Below are 17,970 nucleotides of genomic sequence, written 5' to 3'. Positions count from 1 at the left end.
ACCATGAACATGATGACCAACAAGGAAGTGGGTTTCGCCAACCTGCTCGGCAACGGCCAGACGCTCAAGCAGTTCCGTGACGACATCCTCGCGCGGACCAAGGAAAGTGGCGGCCACTACAACGGCCTGACGAAGCTCGAACTGCGCGAGAGTGACCCGATCCGCTACGAGAAGATGTTCTCGAAGCTGCGCGGCGGCCTCGTGCATGCGCGGGAGACCGCGAAGAAGATCGCCGCGAGTCCGATCGTCGAGCAGGAAGGCGAACTGTGCTTCACGCTGTACAACGCCGCGGGCGACTGCGTGCTGACTTCGACCGGCATCATCATCCACGTCGGCACGATGGGCGCGGCGATCAAGTACATGATCGAGAACAACTGGGAAGGCAACCCCGGCATCAATCCCGGTGACATGTTCACGAACAACGATTGCTCGATCGGCAACGTGCACCCGTGCGACATCGCGACGATCGTGCCGATCTTCGCGCACGGCAAGCTCGTCGGCTGGGTTGGCGGCGTGACGCACGTGATCGACACCGGGGCGGTGACGCCGGGCTCGATGTCCACCGGCCAGACTCAGCGCTTCGGCGACGGCTACATGATCACCTGCCGCAAGACCGGGGTGAATGACCAGCCGCTGCGCGACTGGCTGCACGAGTCGCAGCGCTCGGTACGCACGCCGAAGTATTGGATCCTCGACGAGAAGACCCGCATCGCCGGCTGCCACATGGTGCGCGACCTGATCGAGGAGGTGATCAACGAGGAAGGGCTCGAGGCCTACGAGAAGTTTTCGTACGAGGTCATCGAGGAAGGCCGCCGCGGGCTGCAGACGCGCATCAAGGCGATGACGCTGCCGGGCAAGTACCGCAAGGTCGCGTTCGTCGATGTGCCGTACGCGCATCCGGACGTGCAGACCTCCAACGCGTTCGCGAAGCTCGACTCGATCATGCATTCGCCGGTCGAGATGGAGATCCGCGCCGACGGCACGTGGCGGCTCGACTTCGAAGGCGCGAGCCGCTGGGGCTGGCATTCGTACAACGCCCACCAGGTCGCCTTCACCAGCGGCATCTGGGTGATGATGACCCAGACCCTGGTGCCGACGCAGCGCATCAACGACGGCGCGTATTTCGGCACCGAGTTCCATCTGCCGAAGGGCACCTGGATGAACCCGGACGACCGGCGCACCGGCCACGCCTACGCCTGGCACTTCCTCGTCTCGGGCTGGAGCGCGATGTGGCGCGGACTCTCGCAGGCCTACTTCAGCCGCGGCTACCTCGAAGAGGTCAACGCCGGCAACGCCAATACCTCGAACTGGCTGCAGGGCGGCGGTATCAACCAGGACGGCGAGATCCACGCGGTCAACAGCTTTGAAGCCTCGAGCTGCGGCACCGGCGCCGGCGCGATCAAGGACGGCCTGAACCACGCCGCCGCGATCTGGAACCCCGAAGGCGACATGGGCGACATCGAGATCTGGGAGATGGCCGAGCCGCTGCTGTACATGGGCCGCAACGTCAAGGCGAACTCCGGCGGCTACGGCAAGTATCGCGGCGGCAACGGTTTCGAGACGCTGCGCATGGTCTGGAAGGCTGAAGACTGGACCATGTTCTTCATGGGCAACGGCTACATGAACTCGGACTGGGGCCTGATGGGCGGCTACCCGTCGGCGACCGGCTACCGCTTCGAAGCGCACAACACCGGCCTGAAGGAGCGCATCGCGCTCGGCGACAGCCTGCCGCTGGGCGGCGACGCTAACCCGGCCTCGCCCGACTACGAGCAGCACATCAACGCCTCGTCGCGCATCAAGCGCGACCAGCAGTGCATGACGACGGAGGACTGCTACGAGAACTACGACCTGTACCTGAACTACCTGCGCGGTGGTCCGGGCTACGGCGACCCGCTCGACCGCGAGCCGGAAGCGATCGCGCGCGACCTCAACAACGCGTGGCTGCTGCCGGAGTACGCGCGGAAAGTGTACGGCGCGGTGATCGAGCAGGACGCCAAAGGCGTGTGGTCGGTCGATGCGGCCAAGACCGCGCTGCGCCGGGTCGAGGTCCGCAAGGAACGCCTCGAGCGTGCAGTGCCGACGCGCGACTGGATGAAGGAGGAGCGCGAACGCATCCTGACCAAGCACGCGAGCCAGGCGGTGCAGCACATGTTCGCGACGAGCTTCGACCTGTCGGAGAAGTTCCTCAACGAGTTCAGAACCTTCTGGAACCTGCCCGAAGACTGGATCGTGCGCGAGGACGAGCTCGGCGTGCCGTCCTACGGTTCGAAGTTCCGCATGGACCTGTCGAAGATGCCGGACGTCAAGACCGTGGTGCTGGTGGAAGAGTGATCGCAGCTGCGCCCCATAGCTGAGTCAATGTGAATCGGTGCCGCCGGCGAGGTCCGGCGGCATTCAGGAAAACGAGGAGACGGAACATGACGACCTACACGAAGGAACAGGTTGCGAGCCTGGTCGATGGCAAGCTCGACTGGGACACGACGATGCGGATGCTGTCGATGCCGAAGGACAACGAGCGCTTCGCGCTGTACCTGGAGGCGCTGCAGAAGAAGGTGCAGTGGAAGGACAAGATCGTCCTACCGCTCGGGCCGCACCTCTATATCGCGCAGTCGGCAAAGACCAAACAGTGGGTGACGAAGTGCGAATGCGGCCATGAGCTCGGCGACTATCGCGAGAACTGGAAGCTCAATGCCGTGGTGTATGTGCGCGACACCGAGGAGGCGATGAACGAGGTGTATCCGAAGCTGATGGCGCCAGACACCAACTGGCAGGTGTACCGCGAGTACTACTGCCCGAGCTGCGGCGTGATGCACGACATCGAGGCGCCGACGCCGTGGTACCCGGTGATCCACGACTTCGAGCCGGATATCGAAGCCTTCTACAAGGACTGGATCGGTCTGCCGGTTCCCGAACGCGCAGCCTGATCCCCCCCGGCCGGGCGGGGCGCCCGGCGGCTGCGGGCCGGCGCTTCCCGCGATGGGGAGCGCCGGCCGGGGGCCGCGCTCCGCTTTGCGCCGTTTCTCCCTCTTCAAGCAACGAGCCATGCAAGGCGAATGCCCTGCAGGGTTCCGGCATGCCAAAAAATGAAACTCGCGCCGTTCCGGGGCGTGAAGGAGACAGTGATGCTGCGTCGGTTGAGAAAATATGGAGGCGGCGCCCGTGGCGTCGTGACGTTGATGAGTTCGTCCGCGCCCGTGGTGATTGTCGGCGGGCTCCTTTACGCCGGCCTGTTCGTCAAGGCCGAAGCGGTCGTGCAGAAGGTCGAGCCGCCGCCGATCGAGCGGCGCGACACGTTCTACGCCGTCGCCGCCCCGGACAGCCGCGTGGTGTGGGCGGCCGGTACGGGCGGCAAGATCGTCCGCAGCGAGGACGGCGGTCAGTCGTGGGTGCGCCAGGCCTCGAATACCGAGGCCAATCTGCAGGGTATCGCGGCATGGGACAGCGATAACGCGATGGCCGTCGGCAATGACGGCGTCGTGATCGTGACGCGCGACGCCGGGCGCAGCTGGGCGCGCGCCGAAATTCCTCCGAGCACCAATCCGAACAAGCTGTTCCGCGTCCGCATCGCCGGCGAAGCGGCATGGGCCGTCGGCGAATTCGGCGCCGTGCTGCGTTCGACCGACCGCGGCGCGAACTGGTCGCGCGTGCTCCCGGAAGAGGATCGCGCGTGGAACGACATCACCTTCGTCGGCGACGCGGGCTGGCTCGTGGGCGAATTCGGCGCGCTGATGCGCACGGCCGACGGCGGCGCAACCTGGGAGTCGGTGGCAACGCCGAACGAGGTGAGCCTGATGAGCGTCGCGTTCCGGGACGCCGAGCACGGCGTCGCGGTCGGACTCACCGGCACGCTGCTCGTCACCGAAGACGGCGGGGTGTCGTGGCAGCAGGTGCCGGCCTTCACTCGCGAACACCTCTACGCCGTGATGTGGGACGAGGACCGCTGGCTCGCCGTCGGCGACAAGGGCGAGATGGCCACGGCGCAAGCCGACGCGCAGCAATGGCAGCTCGGGCGCGTGGCCGAAGGCGACGTGTCCTGGCGCACCGGCGTCGCCCGTGCGGGAGCACGCTATTTCCTTGCTGGCAGCAATCTCGCAGTGCTCGACAACGGCACGCTGAGCGTCGCCGGCCACAAGCGGATGTGAGGGGACGAGGATGAAAAACACGACATTCGGCAAGGTCGATCGGGCCTTTGCCTTCCTGATCCGCTTTCGCGTGCTCGTCGTCGCGGCGGTCGCGCTGGTTACCTTGGCAATGGGCTACCAGGCGAGCCAGATCGAGGTGAAGACGATCTTCAGCGACCTGCTCCCCAAGGACCACCCGTACGTCGCCGTGAACCAGCGCTTCAAGCAGACCTTCGGCGGTTCGAACATGGTCAGCATCATGATCGAAGCCAGGGACGGCGACATCTTCAACCCCGCGGTGCTGGGCAAGGTGCAGAAGCTGACGGTCGACCTGCAGCAGGTCGAAGGGGTGGATACCTACCAGATCATTTCGCTCGCGTCGAAGAAGATCAAGGAGGTGCGCGCCTCGACCGAGGGCGTCGAGTCGCGTCCGCTGATGTGGCCCGAGCTGCCGCGCAGCGCCGCCGAGCTCGCGGCGCTGAAAGCCTCGGTGCTCAACAATCCGCTGGTTTATGGTCCCTATGTTTCGGCAGACCTGAAGGCGACGCTGGTTACGGTCGATTTCAACGACGGCAACATGGACTACACGCGAGCCTTCAACCAGCTGATGGCGCTGGTCGAGGAGGCGAGCGGCGACGGCGTCGAGGTCCGCATCGTCGGCGAACCGGTGCTCTACGGCTGGGTGAACCACTACCTGCACGAGACGCTGATGATCTTCTTCGCCGCGGTGGCCGCGCTGGTGCTGCTGCTGTGCCTGATCACGCGCACCTGGCACGGCACGATCCTGCCGCTGCTCGCCGGCACGGTGAGTGCGATCTGGGCGCTGGGCTCGGCCCGGCTGATGGGATTCCACCTCGATCCGCTGGTCGTCGTCGTCGCGTTCCTGATCACCGCGCAGGCGATCTCGAACTCGGTGCAGCTCATCGCGCGCTTCGACGACGAGATCGGCCACGGCGTCGCCTCCGCCGCAGCCGCGGCGCGGGCGAGCGCGCGCAACCTGTTCAAGCCGAGCATGCTCGCGATCGTCGCCGACGCCGGCTGCGTGCTCGTGGTCGCGCTCACGCCGATCCCGCTGCTGCAGAAGATCTCGTTCATCGGCACGGTGTGGGTGCTGACGATTCTCGTCAGCGCGCTGATCCTCACTCCGGTGATGCTGTCGTGGTTCGGCGCCCGCCAGCGCTACATCCACCCGATCGACATCAACCCGGTGCTGATGCGCATCCTCGGCCTGTGCTCGGCGATCGTCACGACGCGCTGGCGCTATGCAGTGCTCGGCGCGGCCGGCGTGGCCTTCGTGGTCTCGGGCCTGTACGCGTTCAACCTGAAGGTCGGCGACGCCAATCCGGGTTCGCCGATCCTGTGGCCGGACTCGAGATACAACCGCGATGCCGCGGAGATCAACCGCCAGTTCCAGGGCTCGGACCGCATGTTCGTCGTCGTCGCCGGAAACCAGCCCGGTGCGCTGCGCGAGCCCGAAGTGCTGTCGAGCATGACGCGCTTCCAGAAATACATGGAGGCCCAGCCGGAAGTCGGCGGCAGCATCTCGCTCGCCGACATCCTGCCACAGGTCAAGCGCGTGCTGCGCGAAGGCAACCCGATGTATCAGGAGCTCGGGCAGAGCGGCGACGAGAACGGCGAGCTGATGTACATGTTCGTCTCCGGCTCCGACCCCGGCGACATGGACCGCTACGCTGACGCCGATGCGAAGAACGGCGCGGTGACGCTGTTCTTCCGCGACCACCAGGGCGAGACGATCCGCACCGCGATCGCCCGCGTGCGCGACTACGTCGAGCAGCACCCGATCAAGGATGCGCAGTACCTGCTTGCCGGCGGCCTCGTCGGCGTGCTCGCCGCGGTCAATGAAGTGATCCTCGCCGGCCAGATCGAGGCGATCGCGCTCGCGCTGCTGGTGCTGGTGGTGTGCTGCACGATCACTTACCGGTCCACGGTCGCCGGAGTGTTCTTCATGATCCCGGTGCTGCTGTCGAACACGATCACCTTCAGCTACATGGCGTGGGCGGGCATCGGCATGAACATCAACACGCTGCCGGTGGTCGCGCTGGGGATCGGCCTCGGTGTCGATTACACGTTCTACATCGTCGATGGCATCCGCGAGAACCTGCACCGCTCGCGCAACGTCGAGCATGCCATCGTCAATGCGCTGATGGGCCCCGGCAAGGGCGTGCTGATCACCGCGATGACGCTGATCACCAGCGTCGTGCTGTGGCACTTCTCGTCGCTGCGGCTGCAGGCCGACATGGGCGTGCTGATCGCGCTGTGGCTGTTCATCTCGGCCTTCAGTGCGCTGTTCATCATGCCCGCGATGGTCTATGTGTTCCGGCCCGAATTCATCGTCGGCAGCAAGCGCCGCCCGATCGTGCAGGCCGACCTGGTGACGGTCAGCTGAAGCCGCCCGTTTCCCAATGAAATCTTCAAGGCAGTCAAAAAACACAAGGAAGGAGCGAGGAGATGACGAGCAAGGGAGTGGCAAAAAAGATGAAGACGGCCTCGGTTGTGATGGCGGCCGCCGTCGCCGCGATCGCGGGGGGCCCGGCGCAGGGCGCCGAGGGCGAGGAGGGCGGGAGTTCGTGGGGCGAGGATTTCAGCTTCAACCTGTCGGGCTATGCGCGCGGCTGGCTGGGGGTGAACCTGCAGAACCAGCCTGAGCTGGAGGCGATCGACAAGGACAGCAAGGGCAAGCTGTCGATGGTGCGCGGCTCGCTGCTGCTCGACGCCGACGCGAAGACCGGGCCGGTCAAGTGGAAGGCGATCGGCCGCGCCGACCGCGAGCACAAGACCAGCTACCTCAACGACCTGGAGCGGCTGCGCACGACGAACGGCACTGCCGTCGGGGGGCACAGCAGCAGCATTCTCGACAACTACAACAACACCGAGCTGCGCGAGTTCTGGGCGGAAATGGCGTTCGGTGAGCGCACCACGGTGAAGATCGGCAAGCAGCAACTGGTGTGGGGCGAGTCGGACTTCTTCCACGCGATGGACCTCGTGCATGGCTACGACCTGTCGTGGCACCTGTACTTCGAGCCCGAGAACGAGGAATGGCGCAAGCCGCTGACGCTGATCTCGACGAAGATCCGCGTTCCGGAAGCCGACGGCATGCTTGCCGCGTATGTCCGCCCGGGCTGGGACCGCTGTGAAGACATCGGCAACACCTACGATATCAAGGGCGGGCGCTGGTTCTTCCAGCCTTACCGTGGCTTCGATCTCAGCGCGGTGACCGACAAGGACTGCGACCATCCGGACGGCGACCGCGACGACCTCACCGGTGGCGTGCGCTGGTCGGGCGAAGCCTACGGCCTGAGCTACTCGCTGGCCTGGCTCACGACGTTCTCGGCCGATCCGGTCGCGAACTCGTCGTTCAAGCCCTACAAGAAGGCGCCGAGCGGCTCGGTGTTCGACCTGATCCATCCGCGCGTCGACGTCTTCGGGGCGACGGTGAGCGGCTACAGCGGGACGCTCGACGCGGTGCTCAGCGCCGAGATGGCCTACACCGAGGACCAGCCTTTCAACATCGGAACCGGTGCATTCCTCGCACCGCGCGTGCCGGGCAACGTCGGCATCGGCCTCGGTGGCGTGAAGAAGAAGAACACGCTGACGACGATGCTGCGGATCGACAAGGACCTGAATTTCCAGGGCCTGTTCGGGACGTCACGGCCGTCGTTCTCGTCGATCCAGCTGTTCAACACGCAGGTGCTCGGTTTCGATCGTGACGACGACCTGGTGCGCCTGTTCGCGTTCGGCACGCCGCTCACTGAGCACAACACGATCCTCACCGCCTTCACGACGCTGAACTATGCCAACGACACGATCAACCCGGGGTTCGCGATTGGTTTTGACCTGACGCACGGCGGCGGCTTTGCGATCCCGAGCCTGTCGCTGACCTTGTCCGACGCATGGCTCGCGCGGATCGAGGCCGACATTTTCTGGAGCGGCAACAAATCGAACAAGGTGCAGTTCAGCGACCAGTCGTCGCAGTTGTTCGGTTATTTCGACAACGCCAGCCAGCTTGTTTTTCGCTTGACCCGGCAGTTCTGACAAGGAGGAGACTACGATGCAAAACGCTACCCAATCCGTTGCCCGCCCACCCGCTCCCCGCGCGGCCGTGGCGGCCGCCCTCGGCCTGATGCTGCTGCTGCCCACGCACAGCGTGTCCGCGAAGGAGCTCGAGGCCGGGCTCGTCATCGGCAAGGACAACTACGAGGCCGTCAAGAACGACACTTTCGAGAACAAGACCATCGCCAGCATGGTCCCGGAAAAGCTCGAATGGATGATCAAGAACTACGACCTGACGATCAAGCTGGCCCACTCGAAGAAGATCGAGATGGACCCGAAATACGTCGAGGCGACGAAGAGCGGGTCGAAGGACGTCAAGTTCAACCCCGAGGACCGCACGATCAGCGGCTGGAAGGCCGGGATGCCGTTCCCGCCCGAGACGATCAAGCTCGATGACCCTCATGCCGGTGACAAGGTCATCTGGAACCTGCGCGCCGCGACCTACGGAGCGACGATGGACCTGCGCGACATCGCGTGGGTGTTCCTCGATGCGAAGAAAGGGTACGAGCGCGTCCAGGCGTTCCAGTCGCGCCGCTACTACATGGAAGGGCGGCTCGACGGCGGCCCGGTCTCGGTCGGCGACGGCGACGTTTCGCAGAAAACCTACTTCGTCGCCCACTATCCGCAGGATATCCGTGGTCTGGGCACGTTCTCGGTGCGCTACAACCAGGCCGACTCGAAGAAGCCGGACGACTCCTACGCGTACCTGAAGTCGGTGCGGCGCACGCGGCGGCTGTCCGGCGGCGCGTGGATGGACCCGATCGGCGGTACCGACCAGCTCTACGATGACTGGGACATCTGGGACGCCTGGCCGACGAAATACGTCGAGAACAAGCTGATCGAAAAGCGCTGGGTGCTGGCGATCGCGCACAGCCCGGAGATGAGCGTTGATACGTCGCAGGCATGGACCGAGCCGCAGAAGCGCTTCCCGCGCATCAACATGAGCGAGCCGCCGTACTGGAACCCGGCGAAAGACGTGGAATGGGAGCCGCGCGAAGTGTATGTGGTCGAGGGCACGCCGCCGCCGGAGCACCCGTACAGCAAGAAGGTCGCGTACATCGAGGTGGACTTCCCGCGGCCGTATCTCGGCTATGCGCTCGACCGCAAGGGGGAGTTCTGGAAGATGTTCATCTTCCAGAACCGGCCCGACGTCGGTGACGACGGCTACAAGGCGGTGATGCCCGTCATCGGCCACATCATCGACGTCAAACGCGGGCATGCCACCAACTGGTCGTCGAACATGAAATCCAACCCGAAAGGCGTGAAGGACACCGACGTGTCGCTGAACGTCCTCGAGGAAGTCGCGACCGGCGCGGGCCGCTAACCGCCCACGCCACCGCATCCTGTGCCGGCACCCTGTCCTCCCCCTCGTCCGCCCCTGGCCCGTTTTGGGGGCGGACATTTTTCCCGCAGTGCGGGCAGGGCGGAACCGGCGCGGAGCGCGGCTTCGACGACAAGGGGAGGAGAACTCCGATATGAACAGCTATATGCCCCAAGGCTATGAATGGCGCACGACGCGGCTCGCGCAGTTCATCGCGCGCCACGGCTACCGCGACCTCGACGACCTGCGCGAGCGGGCGGCCCGCGAACCCGAACGCTTCTGGGACCAGGTGCTCGAAGCGATCGGGCTCGACTGGGCGACGCCGTACCGCCAGACCCTCGACCTCACCGACGGCGTGATGTGGCCGAAGTGGTTCGTCGGCGGCCGGCTCGACCTCGTCGATAACCTCGTCGGCAAGCACGCCCGCGCGACGCCGGCGAAGATCGCAATCCGCTGGGAAGGCGATGGCGGCGAACTGCGTACGCTGAGCTATGCCGCGCTCGCCGACGAGGTCGAACGCGTCGCCGCCGGATTGCGCGCGCTCGGCGTGAGCGAGGGCGAGCGCATCGCGCTGTACCTGCCGATGGTTGCCGAAGCGGTCGTGACGATGCTCGCGGCGACGCGCATCGGCGCCGTCTTCATCCCGTTCTTTTCCGGCTACGGCGCCGATTCGGTGGCGCAGCGCGTCGCCGACTGCGAGGCGCGCGTGCTGGTGTGCGCGAACGGCTACTTTCGCCGCGGCAAGCGCGTGCCGATGCTCGCGGACGCCCGTGCCGCGGCGCGGGCCTGCCCGTCGTTGCGTCACCTCGTCGTCGTCGACCGCCTCGGCCTCGGGCCGCTGGCGGCGCACGACGGCGCCGCAGAGTCGTTCGCCGAAGTGGATTTCCGGGTGTTGCAGGCCGCATCACCCGATCATGGCCCTGCGCCTGCCTGGCCGGCCGACCAGACGCTGATGCTGATCTACACGTCGGGCACCACCGGCAAGCCGAAGGGTGTCGTCCACACCCACGCCGGCTTCCCGGTGAAGGCGGCGCAGGACCTGCTGATGGCCTTCGACCTGCGCGCCGACGACACGCTGATGTGGGTCACCGACATGGGCTGGCTGATGGGGCCGTGGATGGTCTATGGCGGACTGATGCTGGGGGCGACGCTGGTGCTCTACGAGGGCACGCCCGATTACCCCGACGCCGGGCGGCTGTGGCAGGTGGTCGAGCGCCACGGGGTCACGCATTTCGGCCTGTCGCCGACGCTGGTGCGCCTCCTGATGGCGAACGACGCGAGCCTGCCCGCGCCGGATGCGCTCGATACGCTGCGGGTGTTCGGCTCGACCGGCGAGGCGTGGAACGAGGCGCCGTGGTTGTGGCTGTTCGAGCAGGTCGGCCGCTCGCGGCGCCCGATCATCAACTATTCGGGCGGCACCGAGATTGGCGGCGGCATCCTCGCGTGCTTTCCCGGATTGCCGCAGAAGCCGTGCTCGTTCGACGGGCCGATTCCGGGCATGGCGGTCGAGGTGCTCGACAGCGACGGACGCGCGGTGCGCGGCAGCGTCGGCGAACTCGCGATCCGTCAGCCGTGGCCGGGCATGACCCACGGCTTCTGGCGCGATGCGGAGCGTTACCGCGAGGCCTACTGGTCGGTGTGGCCGGACGTGTGGGTGCATGGCGACTGGGCGCGCGTGGACGCGGAGGGCTACTGGTTCGTCCACGGGCGCAGCGACGACACGATCAAGATCGCCGGCAAGCGGGTCGGCCCCGCGGATTTCGAATCGGCGCTGGTGTCGCACCCGCTGGTCGTCGAGGCGGTGGCGGTCGGCGTCCCTGACGAGCTCAAGGGCGAGACGGTGGTGTGCTTCGTCACCGTCGCCGACAGCGAGGCGCTCGCGGCGCGGCCGTGGCAGGCGTGGGAGGCGGAACTCGTCGACCACGTCGGTCGCCAGCTCGGCAAGCCGCTGCGCCCGGCGCACGTGCACCGCGTCGATGCGATCCCGAAGACGCGCAACGGCAAGACGGTGCGCCGGGTGATGCGCAGCGCCTACCTCGGCACCGCCCTCGGCGATCTGTCGTCGATCGAGAATCCGGCTGCAATCGATGCGGTGGGCGCGCTCCGGCCATCCGCGCGAACCTTGGCGGATGCGATCGGAACATGACTTTTACCAGGAGAACCTTATGAGCAAAGTGTATCCGGACGCCGGTTCCGCGTTGGCCGACGTCGTACGGGACGGCCAGACTGTCGCGGTCGGAGGCTTCGGCCTGTGCGGCATTCCAGAGATGCTGATCCACGGCCTGCGCGACGCGCAGGTGACGAACCTCACCGTGATCAGCAACAACGCCGGCGTCGATGGCATCGGCCTCGGGCTGCTGCTCGAGACGCGGCAGATCCGCAAGATGGTGTCGTCCTACGTCGGCGAGAACGCCGAGTTCGAGCGTCAGCTGCTCGCGGGCGAACTCGAGGTCGAACTCACACCGCAGGGCACGCTGGCCGAAAAGCTGCGCGCCGGGGGCGCCGGGATTCCGGCTTTCTACACCCGCACCGGTGTCGGCACGCTGGTGGCCGAGGGCAAGGAGGAGCGCGACATCGACGGCCAGCGCTATCTGCTCGAACACTCGCTGACCGCCGACGTCGCCCTCGTCAAGGCGTGGAAGGGCGACCGGGCGGGCAACCTCGTCTATCGCAAGACCGCGCGCAACTTCAATCCGGTGGTCGCCACCGCCGGGCGCATCACCGTTGCGGAAGTCGAGGAACTGGTGGACACCGGCACGCTCGATCCCGATCACATCCACACCCCCGGCGTCTTCGTCCAGCGCATCGTCGTCAATCCGCGCCCGACGAAACACATTGAACAACGCACCGTGAGGGAGGGATAACCATGGCCTGGACACGCAACGAGATGGCCCGCCGCGCGGCGCAGGAGCTGCGCGACGGTTACTACGTGAACCTCGGCATCGGCATGCCGACGCTGGTCGCGAACCATATCCCCCTTGGCATGGACGTGTGGCTGCAGTCGGAAAACGGCCTGCTCGGCATCGGGCCGTTTCCGACCGACGCCGAGGTCGACGCCGATCTCATCAACGCCGGAAAGCAGACCGTCACCACGCTCGCCGGCAGCAGCATCTTCAGTAGCGCCGACTCCTTCGCGATGATCCGCGGCGGCCACATCGATCTGGCGATCCTCGGCGCGATGCAGGTCAGCGAGCACGGCGATCTTGCCAACTGGATGATCCCGGGCAAGCTGGTGAAAGGCATGGGCGGGGCGATGGACCTGGTGGCCGGGGTACGTCGCGTGGTGGTGATGATGGAGCACTGCAGCAAGGGCGGCGAGCCGAAGATCCTGCGCCGCTGCGAGCTGCCGCTGACGGGGGCAGGCGTCGTGAACCGCATCATCACCGACCTGTGCGTGCTCGACGTCACACCGCGCGGGCTGTGGTTGCGGGAAACCGCGCCGGGAGTCAGCATCGAGGACGTCATCGCGCGAACCGGCGCGCCGGTCGACGTCGAGGAGATGGTGATCGGCTGAGCGGACGAGTTCGCCCGCAACTCTCCGCCGGGTGGCATCCCGGCGCTTATCGCTGGCCAGAGCCGAGGTCGCCCGCAGCCGCCCGGATCTGCGTCCGTTCGATTTCCGGACGCCGTCCGGCGCCGACCGTCCGGAATCCGGACGGTCGGCGATTTCGTCTCCCGGATATTCGGCTGCGGAGTGCCTCGCCATCCGAGTGTGAGCAGATGTTTCCTTTGATGTGTCTCATGGCATCCATTTTGCTATTCTGCTAAAGCTGCGACGGATGCTGGTGTCGCGGCTTTCGATCAGCCGGAGAGCTGACCATCCCACAACACGTTCGACGGTGCCTTCGCGGGCAGAATCCACAAGACTTCATCCAGCCGCCGTGCTTGCCTCGGCCCGCCGCGAAGCACGCCCGAGGAGGAGACTTGATGACACGGATGCCAGAAGGGCAGATGTTTTCCGATCCCGGCAACGACGCTGCAGTGATGGCGGCCTGGGAACGCTTTCTCGACGGCGGCCGACCCGCCGATTCGCTGCGCACGCTCATCGACGGGTCGTGGCAGCGCTGCCAGCAGCAGAATGTCGACCCGGACAAGTGCAGTGCGCCGCCGCCGGTCGAGGAATCGACGCTCTTCTCGCTGAAGCAGCACAACAGCGAACTGCTCGAAGCGAGCGCGCCGATCATGGCCTGTGCACGGGACTTCCTCGCTGAAACCGGCACGATGATGGTGCTCGCGGACACGAGCTGCACGATCCTGTCGATGGAGGGCGACGACCCGACGCTCGGGGTCGCCGAAAGCATCCACCTGATCCCCGGCGTGTCCTGGACCGAGCGAGTCTGCGGCACCAACGCGATCGGTACGGCGCTTGCCGTCGGGGAACCGGTGCAGATCCATTCGGCCGAGCATTACTGCGCCGGCATCAAGCGCTGGACTTGCTCGGCAACCGTGATCCGCCATCCGCACGATGGCGAGATCATCGGCGTCGTCGATGTCTCCGGATTATCGGAAAGCTACAGCCGGCAAAGCCTCGCGCTGGTCGTGACGACCGCCAGCCGCATCGAGAGCAAGATCGCGATGCGCGAGATGGAGCGGCGCTACGTGCTGCTCGAGGCGTCGCTGCCGCGCTGGTCGGGGGCAATGGCCGGGCTGGTGCTGTTCGACCGCCGCGGGTATCCGGTCAAGATGAACGAGATCGCGCAGGCGGCGATGTCGGCCTTGGGCGCCGAAGTCGATCTCGCCAAGCCGCGCCGCATGCCGGGGCTGGCGATCGACGAGCACGGGCAATTGCGGCAGGATTCCTGCCTGCCCGCGTGGCTGCGGCCGGAATGGCTCGAGCCGGTGGTCGACAGCCGCGGCCAGCGGCTCGGGACGTTGCTCGCCGTGCCATTGCCGCGCCTCGGGCGCGCAGTGTCCGGCGAGGGCGCGCGGGGGCTGTCGCATGAACCTGCGCGCCGGGAGGCGAACATTCCCGCCGGCTTCGCGACGATCGTCACGCGCGACCCGGGGCTGCGCGAGGCGGTGCGCAAGGCCGACCAGCTGGCGCGATCGAAAGTACCGGTGCTGCTGCTCGGCGAGACCGGCGTCGGCAAGGAGGAGTTCGCGCAGGGGCTGCACAAGGCGAGCCCCTTCCGCGACGGTCCCTACGTCGCGCTGAACTGCGGCGGGCTGACGCGCGAACTGCTCGCGAGCGAACTGTTCGGTTATGTCGACGGCGCGTTCACCGGCGCGCGCCGCGGCGGCCTCGTCGGCAAGATCGAGGCTGCGAACGGCGGCACGCTGTTCCTCGACGAGATCGGCGAGATGCCGCTCGACCTGCAGCCACATCTGTTGCGCGTGCTCGAACAGAGCGAGATTTACCGGCTCGGCGAGAACGTGCCGCGCAAGGTCAATTTCCGCCTCATCGCGGCGACTCACCGCGATCTGCGCAAGGAGGTCGCCGACGGGCGCTTCCGCATGGACTTCTATTATCGCGTCGCGGTGACGTCGGTTCGCATTCCGCCGCTGCGCGACCGCTGCGGTGACGTGCGTGCGCTGGCGGAGCATTTCGTTGAGCGCTTCTGCAAGCAGCACGACCTCGGACCGCGGCGGCTCGACGACGAACTGCTCGTGCATCTCGAAAACTATGCCTGGCCGGGCAACGTGCGGGAGCTGCGCAACGTCATCGAGAGCATGCTGCTGATGAGCGACCAGGAATGCGTCGGCCTCGATGCGCTGCCGCCGGAGCTGATGTCCGACACGGATGCCGACACGACGGGTTTCCCGCGTGCGGCAGGACGCGTGGCCCCTGCAGTTGCGTCCGTGAGCAGCATCGCGCAAGGCGAAGCGGAGCTGATCCGTCGCGCGATCGCCACGACGCACGGCAACCTCACGCGCGCCGCACGCGAGCTCGATATCGCGAAGAGCACGCTATACCAGAAGGTCAAGCTCTACGGACTCGAGGGCGAGATCTACCGTATGCGGGGAAGTTGACGACTATTCCCCGGCGGGCCCACCGTGCCGGGGCTGCAGGGGAATGTCGGGCGGCGGCGAACGGCCGCTTTTCAGTGCCCGGGATCACACTCTCTTGCAGTCGGCCGAAATGGCAGACGGGTTTTTATCGTATCCTCGCGCGAGCCGGGCGGCGCCTGCGCCCGACTCCGGCGTGCGCGAACGCCGGTCCCTACCGAATCTCGACGGATCCAGCAATGAAACTTCACCCCGTTATCCTGTCCGGCGGCTCCGGCACGCGTTTGTGGCCGTTATCCCGCGAGCAATATCCGAAACAGCTGCTGGCGCTGATCGGCGACGAAACGATGCTGCAGCAGACAGCGCTTCGCCTCGCAGGTTTTTCCGGACGCCTGCCGGTTTCCGAGCAGCCGCTCGTCGTGTGCAACGAGGAATACCGCTTCATCACGGCCGAGCAGATGCGGGCGGCAGGCTGCCCGACGAACCACATCCTGCTCGAACCCGTCGGACGCAACACCGCGCCGGCACTGACGCTTGCCGCGCTGACGGTGCGGCGCGATAGCGACGACGGGGTGCTGCTCGTGATGCCGGCCGATCACGTCATCCGCGACCGCGAGGCTTTCCACCGGGCGGTCGACCTTGGCATCGAAGCCGCGCTGGCCGGTGCGATGGTGACATTCGGCATCGTGCCGGAGCGCGCCGAAACGGGTTACGGCTACATCCGCGTCGGCGACGAGGCGAGCCCCGGCATCCATGCGGTCTCATCCTTCGTCGAGAAACCCGACGCCGAGACTGCGGCCGAGTATGTCGCGAGCGGCGCCTACCTGTGGAACAGCGGCCTGTTCATGGTCAAGGCCGGCGTGTGGCTGAAGGCGCTCGCGCATTTCAATCCGGAAATGCTGGCAGCGTGCGAATCGGCGCTCGAGTCGGCCGGTCGTGACGCCGACTTCGTCAGGGTCGGTCGCGAGGCGTTCCAGGCCTGCCCGTCGGATTCGATCGACTACGCGGTGATGGAGAAGCTCGCTGCGACGCCGGAACTGGGCATCGTGCCGCAGGTCGTGCCGATGTCGGTCGGGTGGTCGGATGTCGGCGCCTGGGACGCGCTGTGGACGCTCGCCGACAAGGACGACGACGGCAATTCCGGTCGCGGCGACGTGATGTTCGAGGGCACGACGGGGAGCCTCGTCCATGCGACGAGCCGGATGGTCGTCTGCCTCGGCGTCGAGGGACTGGTGATCGTCGAAACGCCCGACGCGGTGATGGTCGCGCGCAAGGACCAGACGCAGGACGTCAAGAAGATCGTCGCGCGGCTCAAGTCCGACAGCCGCCCGCAGGCGCTGGCGCACCGCAAGATACACCGGCCATGGGGCTGCTACGATTCGATCGACACCGGCGGCCGTTTCCAGGTCAAGCACATCGAGGTCAAGCCGGGTGCCTCGCTGAGCCTGCAGATGCACCATCACCGGGCGGAACACTGGATCGTCGTGCGCGGCACGGCGAGAGTCACGCGCGGCGACGAAACTTTCCTGCTGTCCGAGAACCAGTCGACCTACATCCCGCTGGGCGTCACGCATCGCCTCGAAAACCCGGGGAAGATGCTGCTGGAGATGATCGAGGTGCAGTCGGGAAGTTACCTTGGCGAAGACGACATCGTGCGCTTCGAGGATACGTACGGCCGGAGCTGACGAGTGGATGTTGATTTGCGGCGGGCGGAAACCTATTCCAGCCCGGTGTTCCGGCCTGCCGCGGCGCTTACCAGAGCTGCCACCATGGCCGGTTGTCCTTCGGCCCGCCGGCGAAATAGAGGCTGTTCGGGAAATTCTTGCGCATCACGCGGTCGGCGTCGTCGCGCAGCTCGGTCATGCCGAGCGTGTCGTAGCTTTTCACCAGCACGAACAGTGCCTCTTCGGTGGCCGGGGCCTGCGGGTAAGTCTCGATCGCCGTCTTGGCGCGGTTGATCGCCGCGACGTAGGCGCCACGGCGATAGTAGTAGCGCGCGACGTGCACTTCATGCGCGGCGAGCGCATTGACGAGGTATTGCATCCGCTGGCCCGCGTCTTCGGCGTAGCGGCTGTCCGGGAAACGCTTCACGAGCTGGCCGAACGTGTCGAACGATTCCTGCGCGCCCTTCGGGTCACGCTCGGAAAGATCCTGGTTGGAGAATCCGGCGAGCAGCCCGAGGTCTTCGTTGAACGTTGCGAGGCCTTTCAGATAGTAGGCGTAATCGGCATTCGGGTGATTCGGATGAAGCTTGATGAAGCGGTCCGCGGCGGCGATCGCCAGCGCCGGCTCGCCCGACTTGTACTGGGCGTATGCGACCTCGATCTGGGCCTGCTGCGCATAGCGCCCGTACGGATAGCGCGCTTCGAGCTTTTCGAAGAGTTTGATCGCCTGCTCGTATGCCCCTTCGTTCATGAAGGTCTTGGCTTCGGAGTAGAGACGCTGCGCGTTCCAGCCTGCCGTCTCGTCGATCTGTTCGGGCATCGAACCGCAACCACCAAGCAGCAGCGC

General features: G+C 66.0%; 12 protein-coding genes. 11 read left to right on the top strand and 1 reads right to left on the bottom strand.

Features of this window, described 5'->3' with window-relative positions; translation table 11 throughout:
• The first annotated feature begins 3 nt into the window (after positions 1-3).
• The 11 genes from pbN1_RS03705 to pbN1_RS03655 all read left to right on the top strand — a co-directional run bounded on the left by pbN1_RS03705 (position 4) and on the right by pbN1_RS03655 (position 17,144).
• Complete coding sequence (locus tag pbN1_RS03705; protein ID WP_169201213.1) at positions 4-2,331, top strand: hydantoinase B/oxoprolinase family protein; 2,328 nt, start codon at positions 4-6, stop codon at positions 2,329-2,331.
• A gap of 86 nt (positions 2,332-2,417) precedes the next feature.
• The gene (locus pbN1_RS03700) at positions 2,418-2,924 is read left to right on the top strand and encodes an acetone carboxylase subunit gamma (protein ID WP_169116819.1); all 507 of its coding nucleotides are present in this window, start codon (positions 2,418-2,420) and stop codon (positions 2,922-2,924) included.
• A 198-nt stretch (positions 2,925-3,122) separates the two neighbouring features.
• Positions 3,123-4,142, top strand: a complete 1,020-nt coding sequence (locus pbN1_RS03695) for a WD40/YVTN/BNR-like repeat-containing protein (protein ID WP_169201212.1) — start codon at positions 3,123-3,125, stop codon at positions 4,140-4,142.
• Positions 4,143-4,152: 10 nt separating this feature from the next.
• The gene (locus pbN1_RS03690) at positions 4,153-6,528 is read left to right on the top strand and encodes an efflux RND transporter permease subunit (RefSeq protein ID WP_169201211.1); all 2,376 of its coding nucleotides are present in this window, start codon (positions 4,153-4,155) and stop codon (positions 6,526-6,528) included.
• Positions 6,529-6,590: 62 nt separating this feature from the next.
• The gene (locus tag pbN1_RS03685; RefSeq protein ID WP_011238467.1) at positions 6,591-8,174 is read left to right on the top strand and encodes a DUF1302 family protein; all 1,584 of its coding nucleotides are present in this window, start codon (positions 6,591-6,593) and stop codon (positions 8,172-8,174) included.
• Between the two features lie 16 nt (positions 8,175-8,190).
• Positions 8,191-9,516: a DUF1329 domain-containing protein gene (locus pbN1_RS03680; RefSeq protein ID WP_011238468.1), complete on the top strand. Its 1,326-nt coding sequence runs from the start codon at positions 8,191-8,193 to the stop codon at positions 9,514-9,516.
• 151 nt (positions 9,517-9,667) lie between these two features.
• Positions 9,668-11,659, top strand: coding sequence for an AMP-binding protein (locus pbN1_RS03675; protein WP_169201210.1), 1,992 nt, complete (start codon positions 9,668-9,670; stop codon positions 11,657-11,659).
• Between the two features lie 19 nt (positions 11,660-11,678).
• Entirely contained in the window at positions 11,679-12,377 is a 699-nt protein-coding gene (locus pbN1_RS03670) for a CoA transferase subunit A (RefSeq protein WP_169201209.1), read from the top strand.
• A 2-nt stretch (positions 12,378-12,379) separates the two neighbouring features.
• Positions 12,380-13,027: a CoA transferase subunit B gene (locus pbN1_RS03665; protein WP_169201208.1), complete on the top strand. Its 648-nt coding sequence runs from the start codon at positions 12,380-12,382 to the stop codon at positions 13,025-13,027.
• 413 nt (positions 13,028-13,440) lie between these two features.
• Positions 13,441-15,483 (top strand): sigma-54-dependent Fis family transcriptional regulator, encoded by a 2,043-nt coding sequence (locus tag pbN1_RS03660; RefSeq protein ID WP_210147646.1) that lies wholly within the window; start codon positions 13,441-13,443, stop codon positions 15,481-15,483.
• A gap of 215 nt (positions 15,484-15,698) precedes the next feature.
• On the top strand, positions 15,699-17,144 hold the full coding sequence (locus tag pbN1_RS03655; RefSeq protein WP_169201207.1) for a mannose-1-phosphate guanylyltransferase/mannose-6-phosphate isomerase: 1,446 nt from the start codon (positions 15,699-15,701) through the stop codon (positions 17,142-17,144).
• Positions 17,145-17,211: 67 nt separating this feature from the next.
• Here pbN1_RS03655 and pbN1_RS03650 read toward each other — a convergent pair whose 3' ends face one another.
• On the bottom strand, positions 17,212-17,943 hold the full coding sequence (locus pbN1_RS03650) for an outer membrane protein assembly factor BamD (protein ID WP_425305751.1): 732 nt from the start codon (positions 17,941-17,943) through the stop codon (positions 17,212-17,214).
• Between the last annotated feature and the right edge of the window lie 27 nt (positions 17,944-17,970).

The sequence above is a fragment of the Aromatoleum bremense genome (genome assembly GCF_017894365.1).
GTDB classification, from domain to species: domain Bacteria; phylum Pseudomonadota; class Gammaproteobacteria; order Burkholderiales; family Rhodocyclaceae; genus Aromatoleum; species Aromatoleum bremense.
This window is presented reverse-complemented; position numbering and strand designations above follow the sequence as displayed.

Bases quoted from the DNA above. Each gene is read 5' to 3' on its own strand.
- pbN1_RS03705 (WP_169201213.1), top strand. From the start codon at position 4: ATGAACATGATGACCAACAAGGAAGTGGGTTTCGCCAACCTGCTCGGC.
- pbN1_RS03685 (WP_011238467.1), top strand. From the start codon at position 6,591: ATGACGAGCAAGGGAGTGGCAAAAAAGATGAAGACGGCCTCGGTTGTG.
- pbN1_RS03700 (WP_169116819.1), top strand. From the start codon at position 2,418: ATGACGACCTACACGAAGGAACAGGTTGCGAGCCTGGTCGATGGCAAG.
- pbN1_RS03650 (WP_425305751.1), bottom strand. From the start codon at position 17,943: ATGCCCGAACAGATCGACGAGACGGCAGGCTGGAACGCGCAGCGTCTC.
- pbN1_RS03690 (WP_169201211.1), top strand. From the start codon at position 4,153: ATGAAAAACACGACATTCGGCAAGGTCGATCGGGCCTTTGCCTTCCTG.
- pbN1_RS03680 (WP_011238468.1), top strand. From the start codon at position 8,191: ATGCAAAACGCTACCCAATCCGTTGCCCGCCCACCCGCTCCCCGCGCG.
- pbN1_RS03665 (WP_169201208.1), top strand. From the start codon at position 12,380: ATGGCCTGGACACGCAACGAGATGGCCCGCCGCGCGGCGCAGGAGCTG.
- pbN1_RS03675 (WP_169201210.1), top strand. From the start codon at position 9,668: ATGAACAGCTATATGCCCCAAGGCTATGAATGGCGCACGACGCGGCTC.
- pbN1_RS03655 (WP_169201207.1), top strand. From the start codon at position 15,699: ATGAAACTTCACCCCGTTATCCTGTCCGGCGGCTCCGGCACGCGTTTG.
- pbN1_RS03660 (WP_210147646.1), top strand. From the start codon at position 13,441: ATGACACGGATGCCAGAAGGGCAGATGTTTTCCGATCCCGGCAACGAC.
- pbN1_RS03670 (WP_169201209.1), top strand. From the start codon at position 11,679: ATGAGCAAAGTGTATCCGGACGCCGGTTCCGCGTTGGCCGACGTCGTA.
- pbN1_RS03695 (WP_169201212.1), top strand. From the start codon at position 3,123: ATGCTGCGTCGGTTGAGAAAATATGGAGGCGGCGCCCGTGGCGTCGTG.